Below are 12398 nucleotides of genomic sequence, written 5' to 3'. Positions count from 1 at the left end.
CCCCTCCCGGCTCAGCGCACGGCCAGACCGGCCCACTCCGTACCCCGATACGTCGACTGGTACCTGGCGGGTGTCACCCCGTAGGCCCCGGCGAACACACGGGTCAGATGGGATTGATCGTGGAATCCCGTCTCGTACGCGACCTCGGCAATCCCCGTGCCACGCCGGAGCAGTTCCCTGGCCCGGTCGAGCCGCAGCCGCAGATGCAGCTTGTGCGGCGGCAGGCCGAACCACGCCGTACACGCCCGTGCGAGCCGGTACTTGCTCAGCTCCGCCACCGCACTGAGCTCGTCCAGCGTCACGTTGCGGGCCAGATTCGCCCGCAGATACTCACGCACGATCTCGGGCACGCGCCGCCCCGTGCCCTTCCCGCCCTCGGCTCCGTACGAGCGCCGCGCCAGCACGGAGATGAACTCCAGCACCCCCGTCTCCCGCCCCAGCGCCGAACCGGGTTGTTCCGAAGGCTGGTAGAGGGAGCCGTGTACGGACCGGAAGCGGCCCGCCAGCCCGCTGTCCCGGATCACCGGATCCCCGTATCGCACGCCCTGGGGCACGGCGACCTCGGCGATCGGCATGGACTTGCGCTTGTGGTGAGTTTGGGACGGCGACACGCCGAAGCGACGGCGTGTCGCCGTCCCAAACTCACCACAAATTCACTGGCGGGTCGTGCGACATGAGACGTACGGCGCGGAGGCCCACCGTACGCGTGAGAGCCGGACGGCACACAGCGAAGTCCGGCCCTCGGAGATCAGGCCGGACTTCGCTGCTCAGCTGCCGCTCAGAGCCCCTGCCGGTGCTGAGCACGGTTCACATAGGTTTGAGCTCCTCGGAGAGAAGAAGGAGCAGGCCAGTGGGCGGAAACGACTCGGTGGCGGCGCTGGCGCCGCTCATACCGGTGGCGGACGGCGTGGACGAGGGGATCGACTGGAGCGAGGTCGAGGGGATCTGGGGAAGACGCTTCCCCTCGGACTATGTCCGCTTCATGGAGGTGTACGGGGCCGGGCTGGTCAGCGAAGAGATCGTGATTCTGCTGCCGGTGCCGCGAGCCGGCACGTACACGGACGCGTCGGGCCTGGGAGACGAGACCGAGAACGCCCGCCTCGCCTGGGAGATGTGCGGGGACGAGGCCGACTTCGACGTGGACCCCGGGTCCATCGTGGCGTGGGGCGTCACCACCGGCGCCGACATCTACTGCTGGCTGACCACGGACGAGGATCCGGACCGGTGGCCGGTGCTGGTGTGCGGACGGCACACCAGCCCGTCGTTCCAGGTGCACTCGTTCGGGATGGCCGAGTTTCTTCGGCGGCTCCTCGGCGATGCCGAGTTCCAGGAGGAGACGATCAGCGTGGCGCTGCCGGAAGAGAGGGCCTTCGCCAACTGGCGTGAGCGGGAGCGCCGCCGCGAGGCGGGGGTGAACCCGGCCACCGGGCGGCCCTGGAACTAAGGCCACAACTTTTTACCGGGCTTGGCGGTCAAGGTGAACGACTGCCGTATACAGGCCCAACTGCCAGTGCCGAAGCGCCGTGGCCGATGGGCGAACCGACGTACCGGAGAAGACCTGGATGTCCCGCGCCACCCACCCTCGCCCCGCCGCCGTGGCCGCCCTGCTGACCGCCTCGTTGGCGGTGTCCGGCGGCCTCGCCACGCCGGCCGCCGCCACCGCCGCCGCCACTGCCACCGCCGCCACCGCCGCCAAGAGCCCGAGGCCGCCCGTCGTCGACTTCAACGGTGACGGCTACGCGGACCTCGCCGTCTCCGCGCCCGGCGGCACCGTCTCCGGCATTCCGGAGGCTGGCTACATATCGGTCCTGTACGGCTCCGCGGCCGGTGTCGACACCGCGCACCCGAAGCGGATCACGCGGGCGACCACGGGCGTGCCGGGGGACGTCGAGCAGTACGGCGCCTTCGGCCGCACCACGGCCGCGCGTGACCTCGACGGCGACGGTTACACGGACCTTGTCGTGGGCGACTACAACGCCCCGGCGGTGCTCTGGGGCTCCGCGAACGGTCTGCGCACAGGCACCGCGCTCCCCGGACCCGCCGCCACCCTCGCGGCGGGCGACATCAACGGCGACGGCCACGCCGACCTCGTCACCAACACCGACCAGGGCCTCCAGGTGCGCTACGGCCCCTTCTCCCGCGCCGCGGTTCCCGCCTCCGCTCAGACGCTCCCCTTCGAGGACGGGGACCACCCCAAGGCCATCGCCGTGGGCGACATGACGGGCGACGGCGCGGACGACATCGTCACGACGCACAGTTTCGACGATGTGCCGGGCAAGTCCCGCTTCTGGGCGGGCGGAAAAGACGGCCTCAGCCGCACCTTCAGAACCACCGGCCACCTCACCACCGGCGGGGTCATCGCCGATGTGAACAAGGACGGCTACGGAGACCTCGTCGCCTCGCAGGTCGACCAGGTCTCGGAGGACCGCGACGCCGACGCCGGCACGATCCGCGTCGTCTACGGCTCGGCGTCCGGCCCCTCCACCCGCACCGCGAAGATCACCCAGGAGACGCCGGGCGTCCCCGGCAAGAGCGAGGCGGGCGACCACGACGTCAACTCCGGCGACATGTTCGGCTACTCCCTGGCCGCCGGCGACGTCACCGGCGACGGCTACCCCGACATCGCCGTGGGCGTGCCCGGCGAGGACATCGGCTCGGTCCGCGACACGGGCGCCGTCGTCCTGCTCAAGGGCAGCGCGGCGGGCCTCACCGGCAAGGGCGCGCAGGCCTTCCACCAGTCGACCCCGGGCGTGCCCGGCATCTCCGAGGAGGGCGACTACTTCGGCCGGACCGTGCTCCTCGCCGACGTCAACGCCGACAACCGCGCCGATCTGGTCGTGGCCACTCCTTACGAGGACGGCCGCTACGCGGACTCGGGCGCCGTATGGGTCCTGCGCGGCTCCAGGTCGGGTCTGACCACCGGCAACATCGCCTCGTTCGGCCCGCGCGCGCTGGGCGCGCCCGAGAAGGAGGCCCGCTTCGGGGACAGCCTCGCCCGGTAGCGGGCGCAACTTCTACAGCTCAGCTCAGCTGTAGAAGTTGCGCGGCCAGCGGTGGTTGGCGAGGGTGGCGAGCTGGGCGGCGGTCAGCGGGTGGCCGTCGCTCAGGGCCGTGTTGCGTTCGACGTTGCGCACGGTGCGCATGCCGGGGATGACGGTGGACACGGCCGGGGAGCTGAGCACGAACCGCAGGGCGGTCTCGGCGATCTCGTCGGGAGCGATGCCGAGGTCGGCGACGATCGCGGACACCCGCTGTTCGACCTGAGCCGGGCGGTCATCGCGGAAGTAGCGGTTGCGGAAGTCGCCCTCGGGGAACGTCGCGCCGGCGGTGATCCGGCCGGTGAGGCCGCCCTCGTCGAGCGCCACCCGCACGATGACGCCGACGCCGTGCTCCTCGCAGGCCGGCAGCAGCGTGTCGGCGGGCGCCTGGTCGAAGATGTTGTAGATCACCTGCACGGTGTCCACGGCGCCGCTCGCGACGAGCGCGAGGGCGTTGTCGGGCTCGTGGTCGTTGATGGAGACGCCGAACAGCCGGATCTTCCCCTCCTGCTTCAGCTCGGCGACCGTCTCCAGCCAGTCGCCGCGGCCGACCCATTCGTCGCTCCAGACATGGAACTGGAGCACGTCGAAGTGGTCCAGCCCGCTGACGCGCAGGCTGGTCTCCAGGCTTTCGCGGATGTGCGCGCCGGGGAAGGTCTCGGCCGGGTCCAGGCCGTCGGGGGCCGGCCAGACGCGGTTCTTCGGGGGGACCTTGGTCGCGACGAGCACCTCGTCGCCGGACCCGGCCCGCTCGCGGACGACCCGGCCGACGATCCGCTCGCTCTCGCCGTAGCCACGGGCGGTGTCGATGAAGTTCACGCCGAGGTCTACGGCGCGGTGCAGGGCGCGTACGGATTCGTCCTCGGTGGCGCCCACCCAGTTGGACTCCCCGATGCCCCAGGCGCCGAAGCCGATCTCGGACACGGTCAGTTCACTGCGGCCCAGTTCGCGGTAGTGCACCTTTTCATCAACCTTCCGTCGGGGTCCTGCTCGTCGGGGTTTCAGTCCTTGCGGCCGGTCGCGGCGACGGTGACGCCGAGGCCGATCATCGCCAGCCCGCCGACCCCGCCGACCATGGACAGCCGCTGCGGTGAGCGGGCGAACCAGCCGCGCGCGGTGGCGGCGACGAGGCCCCAGACGCTGTCGGAGGTCACGGCGATGACGTTGAAGACGAGACCGAGCAGCAGCATCTGAAGCGCGACATGCCCCTGTCCGGGGTCCACGAACTGGGGCAGTACGGCCGCGAAGAACACGATCGTCTTGGGGTTCGCCACGCCCACCGCGAACCCCTCCCAGAACGTGCGCAGAGTGCCCTGCGACACCGCCCCCTCGCCGGTGAACGCGGCCCGCAGCGAGCCCCGTTGCCGCACCGCCTTGACCCCGAGATACACCAGGTAAGCGGCGCCCACCAGCTTCAGCGCCGTGAAGACGAGGACCGAGCGCTCCACGATGGAGCCCACCCCCAGCGCCACGGCCACCACCAGCACATACGCGCCGACCGTGTTCCCCAGGACGGTGGTCAGCGCGGCCCGGCGCCCCTGCGCCAGGGCCCGGCCGATCACGAACAGCACGCTGGGGCCGGGGATCACGATCAGCAGAAACGACATGGCCGCGAAGGCGAGAAGGCGATCAGTGGACACCATGGGCCCATACAAGCACGCCCGGCCCCCGCCCTGGCAGCCCTTTTTCGCGTGGGGGCACAGTCGGGTGCGGGCACAGGGTGACTTTCGTCAGGGGCGCGCCGGGTCCGTCGCGGAGGATGCTGGGGCGCATGATCCGGTGGATACGACACGGCGGTGCCGCGCGCACGGCCCTGCTCCTGTGGCTGACGGCCTGCGCGCCCGTCCTGCTGAAGGCCACCTCGGCGAGCGGGCGCGAGCTGTGGGTGCTGCTGGCCGGGTTTCCGCTGCTGGCGGGCGCGGCCGCGGTGGCCAGGACACGGCCGCTGGCGGGGCTGGCGGTCGCGGTGGGGCTGAGCCTGGCCCTCAACGTGGAGCTGTACACCTCGTCGTACTGGGCGGCGCTGGCGCTGTGGGGCTGTCTCACCGGGCGGTGGACGGCGGGCGCACGGCCCGCGCTGTGGTTCTTCGGGGCCTGCTCCGTGGCGGGCGCGCTGCTCGCCTGGGTGACGGACTCCGGGGTGTGGGCCTGGTTCACCGCGCTGACCACCCTGCTGTTCAACGTCGTGCTGCCGTGGCTGCTGGGCCGCTACCGCCGACAGTACGAGCATCTGGTCCGCGCCGGCTGGGAGCTGGCGGACCGAATGGAGCGGGAGCAGCGGGCCGTCGCCGACCGGGCGCGGCTGCGCGAGCGGTCCCGGATCGCCGGGGACATGCACGACTCGCTCGGCCATGACCTCGCCCTGATCGCGCTGCGCGCCGCGGCCCTCCAGGTCGACCCGGAGCTGAGCGACCGCCACCGGGCGGCGGCCGCCGAGCTGCGGGAGGCGGCCGCGGCGGCCACCGGCCAGCTGCGGGACATCATCGGTGTGCTGCGGACCGGGGACGACCCCGCCCCGACGGTCCCCGCCGACGACGGCGTCGGCGCGCTGGTGGAGCGGGCGCGGGCCTCCGGCCTGGCCGTCGAGCTGGAGTACGGGGAGGGGTACGGGCCCGAGGACAAGCGGCACGACAGCGCGGGCGCCGCCCTACCGCCGATGGCCGACCGAGCGCTCTACCGCGTGGTCCAGGAGGCGCTGACCAACGCCGCCAAGCACGCCCCGGGCGCGGCAGTCCGTGTCCAGCTGGGACGGGACCGCGAGGCGGGCGAGATCGCGGTGTCCGTCGCCAACGGCCCACGCCCGGCCGACGGCACCCCGCCGGATCCGGCCTCGGGCGGCAACGGCCTGGTGGGCCTGGACGAGCGGGTACGGCTGGCCGGCGGGGTGCTGGCCCACGGCCCGTCGCCGGACGGCGGCTTCGAGGTGTCCGCGCGGCTGCCGCTGACCGCCGGCGTCGCGCTCGTCGCCGAGCGGGCGGCGGCCCCGGCGTCCACGTCGGCGCGGGAGCTGGCGCGCGCCCGGCAGCGGGTGCGGCGCAGGCTGGTGGAGTCGATCGCGGTGCCGCTCGCCGTGACCGCCGGACTGGCCGTCCTGTGGGGCGGGTTCGCCCTCTATACGCAGTACCACTCGGTGCTGGACCGGGGCACCTACGACCGGCTGGAGATCGGCGAGCCCCGCGCCGACGTCGAGTCGCGCATGCCGCCGTACACGATGGACGGGCCCCCGGACGGCGTCGAGGCGCCGCCCCGCGGCTGGGACTGCGCGTACTACTCGGTGCGCCGGTACGAGGGGCGATCCGCGTACCGGCTGTGCTTCGTGGACGGCCGGCTGATCGCCAAGGACGTGGTCACCAGCCGCCTCTAGGCCCTGTCTCCCCGATCTCTGTGACGGTGACATCAGCGGCTCCGCCGCGGGGGCCCGCGGCGTCAGGGGGCACCTCCCAGCGGTAGCTGGGGGCGCGTGCGATCGCAAGGCGGAGGGTCGCCCTCGCGGGGGCACCTCCCGGCCGAAGGCTGGGGGCGGGCCTACTCGGGCGAGCCCGACAACGCGGCGCGGGGGCACCGCCCAGCGGTAGCTGGGGGCGCGTGCCAGGCGTCGCGGGCCCGCAGAGATCGGGGAGACAGCGTCTAGGGGGCGAGGGCGGCGGTGGGAACGCGGGCGGCGCCGCGTCCCGCGCCCGGGAATCCGGGGCGGGAAATCCGTGGGGAGGGGCGGCAACCTTTCCGGTCAGAGCGGCGACCACACCCCGACACCCCCCGCACCCGCCACCCCCACCCCCATCCCCCCATCCCCCCATCCCCCAGGAGGTCCCGTGGCATCCCCGCACGGTTCGCCCGCCCCCTCCGCCCGCCTCCGGGCCAGACGTGTCAGACGGGCCGCGCTCGCCGCGGCCGCCGCCGGGGCGCTGCTCGCCACCGGCCCGGCCGCTCTGTCGCACGCCGCCCCCGCCGCCCCCGCCGGCCCCGCGGAGAGCGGCACGCCCAAGGCCGCCATCCAGGCAAGCCAACTGGAGAAGCTCGACCGCGGGCTGGTCAGCGTGCACACCGGCAACGACAACCTGGTCAGCTGGCGCTGGCTGGCCACCGACCCGGACGACGTCACGTTCAACCTCTACCGGGGCAGCGTCAAGGTCAACGCCTCGCCCATCACCACCACCAACTACCTCCACAAGGACGCCCCCAACAGCGCCGACTACACCGTCCGCGCGATCGTGGGCGGCACGGAGCAGGCCGCCTCGCCGAGCGCCATGCAGTTCCGCCCCGGCTACTTCGACGTGCCGATCTCGCCCCCGTCCGGCGGCTCGGACTACACCTACGAGGCCAATGACGCCTCGGTGGGCGACCTGGACGGCGACGGCGACCTCGACATCGTCCTCAAGTGGCAGCCGACGAACGCCAAGGACAACTCGCAGTCCGGCGTCACCGGGAACACCATCGTCGACGGCTACACCCTCCAGGGGCAGCGGCTGTGGCGGATCGACCTGGGCCGCAACATCCGCTCCGGCGCCCACTACACCCAGTTCCAGGTGTTCGACTACGACGGCGACGGCAAGGCCGAGGTCGCGATGAAGACCGCGGACGGCACGGTCGACGGCACCGGCAGGACCATCGGCAACGCCTCCGCCGACTACCGCAACTCCAGCGGCTATGTGCTGGACGGCCCCGAGTTCCTGACCATGTTCAACGGGCAGACGGGCGCGGCGGCCTCCACCGTCGACTATGTCCCGCCGCGCGGCACGGTGTCCTCGTGGGGCGACTCGTACGGCAACCGCGTGGACCGCTTCCTGGCCGGCACCGCCTACCTGGACGGCTCGAAGCCCTCGCTGATCGAGGCGCGCGGCTACTACACCCGTACGGTCATCAGCGCCTGGAACTACAGCGGCGGGCAGCTCACCCGCAAGTGGACGTTCGACACCAACAGCTCCACCAACACCGGCAAGGGCTACGACGGGCAGGGCAACCACGCCCTGGCGGTCGGCGATGTGGACTCCGACGGCAAGGACGAGATCGTCTACGGCTCGATGGCCGTGGACGACAACGGCAACGCCCTGTGGACCAACAAGAACGGCCACGGCGACGCGGCCCACCTCGGCGACCTCGACCCGTCCCGGCCCGGTCTGGAGTACTTCAAGGTCGACGAGGACTCCTCCAAGCCGTCGTCGTACTTCGCCGACGCCAGGACCGGCCAGGTGCTGTGGTCCACGGGGGCGAACGGCGACAACGGGCGCGGCGTGGCCGGGGACATCTGGGCGGGCAACGACGGCGCCGAGATGTGGTCCGCGAAGGACGACCAGATCCGCGACGAGGGCGGCGGCGCCAAGGGCCGCAAGCCGTCCTCGATCAACTTCCTGTCGTGGTGGGACGGCGACCCGGTGCGCGAGCTGCTGGACGACACGCACATCGACAAGTACGGCACCTCAGCCGACACCCGGCTGCTGACCGGCTCCGGAGTGCACTCCAACAACGGCACCAAGGCCACCCCGTCGCTGTCCGGTGACATCCTCGGCGACTGGCGCGAGGAGGTGATCTGGCCGACCTCGGACAACAAGGCGCTGCGGATCTACTCCACGCCGTACGAGACCGACCGGAAGATCACCACGCTGCTGCACGACCGGCAGTACCGGACGGCCCTGGCCTGGCAGAACACCGCGTACAACCAGCCGCCGCACCCCAGCTTCTTCATCGGGAACAAGATGGCGACCCCGCCGCGGCCGAAGATCGCCGCGCGCTGAACCGCCGCCCCCTGAACGACCGTCCCCCGCACCACCGGCTCCACTCGCTCCACCGGTTCCACCCGCACCCCCCACGCATCAACCGGACAGAGGAGAGTGACATGGCACTACCCGCACCGCGCACCAAGCACCTGAACAGGAAGCGGGCGATGGCCGGCCTCCTGGGCGCCGTCGCCCTCACCACGGGCGCCATCACCACCGGTCTGACCCTCCCCACCGCCTCGGCCGCCACCTGGCCCTCGCCCAGCGGCACCCCCCAGGCGGTCACCAAGACCATCCCGGTCAGCGGGTCCATGGACGGCGGCATGAAGCGCTACTACGGCTCCGGCGACCTGGGCACCGGCGGCCAGAACGAGGACCAGGACCCGCTCTTCAAGCTCTCCGACGGGGCCACCCTCAAGAACGTCATCCTCGGCGCCCCGGCCGCCGACGGCGTCCACTGTGAGGGCAGCTGCACCCTCCAGAACGTCTGGTGGGAGGACGTCGGCGAGGACGCCGCCACCTTCCGGGGCAGCGGCAAGACGTTCAACGTCATCGGCGGCGGCGCGCGCAAGGCCGCGGACAAGATCTTCCAGTTCAACGGCGGCGGCACGCTGAACATCTCCAACTTCGCCGGCCAGGACTTCAAGACCTTCGTCCGGTCCTGCGGCAACTGCTCCACGCAGTACAAGCGCACCATCAACGTGAGCAACACGGAGCTCACCGCGCCCGGCAGCGTCGGCGGCGGGATCAACACCAACTACGGCGACTCCCTCACGCTGCGCTCGATCACCATCGTCGGCGACAGCAGCAAGAAGATCGTCCCCTGCCAGAAGTACATCGGGAACAACACGGGCGCCGAGCCGACGAAGAACGGCAGCGGCCCGGACGGCACGTACTGCAAGTACTCCACCTCGGACATCACCTACAAGTGATGAGGGGCCGGCCCGGCGTGCCTGACCCTGGCAGGGGCAGGCACGCCGGGCCCGGCTGTCGCACACTGGTCCCCATGGACACACCCGCCGCGCTGGGAGACTTTCTGCGCACCCGCCGCGCCCGCCTGCGCCCCGAGGACGTCGGGCTGGTCTCGTACGGGACCCGCCGCCGCGTGCCCGGGCTGCGCCGCGAGGAGCTGGCGCAGTTGGCCGGGGTGAGCGTGGCCTACTACACGCGGCTGGAGCAGGGCCAGTCGACGGGCGCGTCGGACGGCGTGCTCGACGCGATCGCCCGCGCGCTGCGGCTGAGCCCCGACGAACACGCGCATCTGCGCAATCTGGCCCGCCCGGCACGGGCCGGACGCCGTCCGGCGCCGCGCGCCGAGGCCGCCAGGCCGAGCACCCGCCGACTGATCGAGGCCATGGACGGGGTGCCCGCCCTCGTGCTGACGGCCCGCTTCGACGTCCTGGCCTGGAACCCGCTCGGGCACGCCCTGGTCGCGGGGCATCTGGCCGCCGACGGCCCGGAGCGCCCCGCCGACCGCCCCAACACCCAGCGGCTGCTGTTCCTGGACCCGCACACCCGCGAGCTCTACCCCGACTGGGAGGGCGAGGCGCGGCGCGCGGTCTCCTCACTGCGGCTCGCGGCGGGCGAGTACCCCGACGACCGGCGGCTGGCGGAGCTGATCGGCGAGCTGACCATGAAGAGCGGGGAGTTCGCGGCGCTGTGGTCGCGCCACCCGGTGCGCAAGTGCGCCTTCGGCGTCAAGTCCTTCCACCATCCGCTGGTCGGGCCGCTCGAGCTGACCTTCGAGATGACGCCGCTGCGGGACTCCGCGGGCCAGTGCCTGCTGATGTACGGCGCGGAGCCGGGCTCTCCGTCGGAGGCGGCCCTGCGGCTGCTGGCGACGGGCGTCGCGTCGCCGCCGCCGACGACGACGACGACGGCAACGACGAGGACGTCGGCGCCGCGCTAGGCCCCGTCCGGGGATCTGTTCCCCACCCCGCCCCTTGCCTCAACTGGGGCTCCGCCCCAGACCCCGGGGGTCCAGGGGCGAAGCCCCTGGAACGGGAAGGGGCGGGGTGGGGACGGGCCCGCCGCAGGCGCCCAACTCCACCACCAACGACCGGAATTCGACGCAACCTCTCTTCACCCACCCCGCCCACCCCATCGCCGACCTGGCCGATTTAACCCCCCAAAGCGGTCTTGTCCCGATCCTCCTCCCCACGAGAGGCTGACGCCGTCGAGTTGGGGGCCGGGGAGGGGATCGATCCATGCCGCATACGGGTGCCGGCCGCCGGCACCGGGTCTCGGCCGTCGTCGTGGGCCTGGCCACGGCGGTCCTGGCGGCCGCGATGCCGTCGGCCGCAGCCGCCAGGGCGGACGCGGCGGCCACGGCTGACGGCAGCTACATCGTCACGCTGAAGGCGACGGGGGGCCTTCGCGCGGACTCCGAGGGGGGAAGGAAGCTCGCCGCGCGCTACGGGGCGAGAATCAGCCGCACATACAGCACGGCGCTGAACGGCTACGCGGTACGGGCGGACAAGACACAGGCCGAGCGGCTGGCGGCCGACCCGCACATCGCCTCCGTCGCGCCGGACGCCCGGGTGTCACTGCGCGCCGAGCGACAGCAACGGCAACGGCAACGGCAACAGCACCCGCCGTCATGGGGCCTGGACCGGATCGACCAGCCGCAGCGCCCGCTGGACGCCTCGTACGCCTGGCCGCGCGGCGCCGGGCGCGGCACGACGATCTACGTCCTGGACACCGGTGTGCGCACCACCCACCGGGACTTCGGCGGGCGCGCCCGCTCGGGCTGGGACTTCGTCGACGACGACCCGGTCGCGGAGGACAACAACGGCCACGGCACGCATGTCGCGGCCACCGCCGCGGGGACGGAGTACGGGGTGGCGAAGAAGGCGGAGATCGTCGCCGTACGGGTGCTGGACGACAGGGGCGAGGGCACCACCACCCAGGTGCTGGCGGGTCTCGACTGGGTGATGAAACACGCCCACAAGCCCGCCGTGGTCAATCTGAGCCTGGGCTCCACGCTGCCCGACCCGGTCCCCGAGTGGGACGAGGCGGTGCGGTCGGGCATCGCGTCCGGCCTCACCTTCACCGTCGCGGCGGGCAATGAGGACCGGTCCGCGGGCGCGTACTCGCCGGGCCGGGTAGCGGGGGCGGTCACGGTGGGCGCGACGGACCGGGACGACCGGCGTGCGGCCCTCTCCAACTGGGGCCCGGCGGTTGACCTGTTCGCGCCCGGGGAGCGGATCGTCTCGGCGTCGAACGCGAGCGACACGGCGACGAGAGTCATGTCGGGCACCTCGATGGCCGCCCCGCACGCGGCCGGTGCGGCCGCGCTGTATCTCGCGGACCATCCGCGGGCGACCCCGGCCGAGGTGAGCGCGGCCCTGATCGCCCACGCCGCCAAGGGCAAGGTGCGCGACGCGGGAGACGGCTCGCCGAACCTCCTGCTGCACGTCGCAAACTGACTGGGCGGCAGCCGACAACATCGCCCACCCACTCGAAACCCGTCGGCCCCGCGCGATTCCTGTTTCAGGAAGCGCGCGGGGCCGAGCGCGTTACGCACGGGAAGTTAACGGGAACCCGGATTGTCCCCCCTCGCCGCGTGGGAAGGCTTTCCGAACACGCCCCCCATGGCCGACCCCATCCGCCCACCAGAGTGAACGCGGACAGGAGCTGTCATGCC

At 72.3% G+C, this 12398-nt stretch carries 10 protein-coding genes; 7 read left to right on the top strand and 3 right to left on the bottom strand.

What is annotated here, in order from left to right; translation table 11 throughout:
- Positions 1-11 precede the first annotated feature (11 nt).
- On the bottom strand, positions 12-575 hold the full coding sequence (locus ACH4S9_RS13015) for a helix-turn-helix domain-containing protein (RefSeq protein WP_398371656.1): 564 nt from the start codon (positions 573-575) through the stop codon (positions 12-14).
- Positions 576-850: 275 nt separating this feature from the next.
- Here ACH4S9_RS13015 and ACH4S9_RS13010 point away from each other — a divergent pair, with 275 nt between their 5' ends.
- On the top strand, positions 851-1444 hold the full coding sequence (locus ACH4S9_RS13010) for an SMI1/KNR4 family protein (protein WP_398371654.1): 594 nt from the start codon (positions 851-853) through the stop codon (positions 1442-1444).
- A gap of 118 nt (positions 1445-1562) precedes the next feature.
- A complete protein-coding gene (locus ACH4S9_RS13005) occupies positions 1563-3002 on the top strand; it encodes an FG-GAP-like repeat-containing protein (protein ID WP_398371652.1) in 1440 nt (479 codons plus the stop codon).
- Between the two features lie 24 nt (positions 3003-3026).
- Here ACH4S9_RS13005 and ACH4S9_RS13000 read toward each other — a convergent pair whose 3' ends face one another.
- Together ACH4S9_RS13000 and ACH4S9_RS12995 are read right to left on the bottom strand one after the other, a co-directional pair.
- Positions 3027-3998 carry an aldo/keto reductase gene (locus tag ACH4S9_RS13000; protein WP_398371650.1) on the bottom strand — a complete coding sequence of 324 codons (972 nt, stop codon included), beginning with the start codon at positions 3996-3998 and terminating at the stop codon, positions 3027-3029.
- A gap of 41 nt (positions 3999-4039) precedes the next feature.
- On the bottom strand, positions 4040-4681 hold the full coding sequence (locus ACH4S9_RS12995; RefSeq protein WP_311730909.1) for a LysE family translocator: 642 nt from the start codon (positions 4679-4681) through the stop codon (positions 4040-4042).
- A gap of 128 nt (positions 4682-4809) precedes the next feature.
- On the opposite strand from ACH4S9_RS12995, the gene ACH4S9_RS12990 reads away from it, so the two are divergent.
- The 5 genes from ACH4S9_RS12990 (at position 4810) to ACH4S9_RS12970 (ending at position 12180) form a co-directional block, all read left to right on the top strand.
- Entirely contained in the window at positions 4810-6402 is a 1593-nt protein-coding gene (locus ACH4S9_RS12990; protein WP_398371647.1) for a sensor histidine kinase, read from the top strand.
- Positions 6403-6850: 448 nt separating this feature from the next.
- On the top strand, positions 6851-8770 hold the full coding sequence (locus tag ACH4S9_RS12985) for a rhamnogalacturonan lyase (RefSeq protein ID WP_398371645.1): 1920 nt from the start codon (positions 6851-6853) through the stop codon (positions 8768-8770).
- Between the two features lie 101 nt (positions 8771-8871).
- On the top strand, positions 8872-9684 hold the full coding sequence (locus tag ACH4S9_RS12980; protein ID WP_311730914.1) for a pectate lyase: 813 nt from the start codon (positions 8872-8874) through the stop codon (positions 9682-9684).
- A 74-nt stretch (positions 9685-9758) separates the two neighbouring features.
- The gene (locus tag ACH4S9_RS12975) at positions 9759-10661 is read left to right on the top strand and encodes a helix-turn-helix domain-containing protein (protein ID WP_398371642.1); all 903 of its coding nucleotides are present in this window, start codon (positions 9759-9761) and stop codon (positions 10659-10661) included.
- A 298-nt stretch (positions 10662-10959) separates the two neighbouring features.
- Positions 10960-12180: a S8 family peptidase gene (locus ACH4S9_RS12970; protein ID WP_398371640.1), complete on the top strand. Its 1221-nt coding sequence runs from the start codon at positions 10960-10962 to the stop codon at positions 12178-12180.
- Positions 12181-12398 lie beyond the last annotated feature (218 nt).

The sequence above is a fragment of the Streptomyces sp. NPDC021225 genome, from assembly GCF_044332865.1.
Classification (GTDB): Bacteria; Actinomycetota; Actinomycetes; order Streptomycetales; family Streptomycetaceae; genus Streptomyces.
The sequence above is the reverse complement of the archived record's forward strand: the minus strand, read 5'-3'. Positions and strand labels throughout refer to the sequence as shown.

Coding starts and splice junctions, on each gene's coding strand:
- ACH4S9_RS13015 (WP_398371656.1), bottom strand. CDS start 575: ATGCCGATCGCCGAGGTCGCCGTGCCCCAGGGCGTGCGATACGGGGAT.
- ACH4S9_RS13005 (WP_398371652.1), top strand. CDS start 1,563: ATGTCCCGCGCCACCCACCCTCGCCCCGCCGCCGTGGCCGCCCTGCTG.
- ACH4S9_RS12995 (WP_311730909.1), bottom strand. CDS start 4,681: ATGGTGTCCACTGATCGCCTTCTCGCCTTCGCGGCCATGTCGTTTCTG.
- ACH4S9_RS12990 (WP_398371647.1), top strand. CDS start 4,810: ATGATCCGGTGGATACGACACGGCGGTGCCGCGCGCACGGCCCTGCTC.
- ACH4S9_RS12980 (WP_311730914.1), top strand. CDS start 8,872: ATGGCACTACCCGCACCGCGCACCAAGCACCTGAACAGGAAGCGGGCG.
- ACH4S9_RS12975 (WP_398371642.1), top strand. CDS start 9,759: ATGGACACACCCGCCGCGCTGGGAGACTTTCTGCGCACCCGCCGCGCC.
- ACH4S9_RS12970 (WP_398371640.1), top strand. CDS start 10,960: ATGCCGCATACGGGTGCCGGCCGCCGGCACCGGGTCTCGGCCGTCGTC.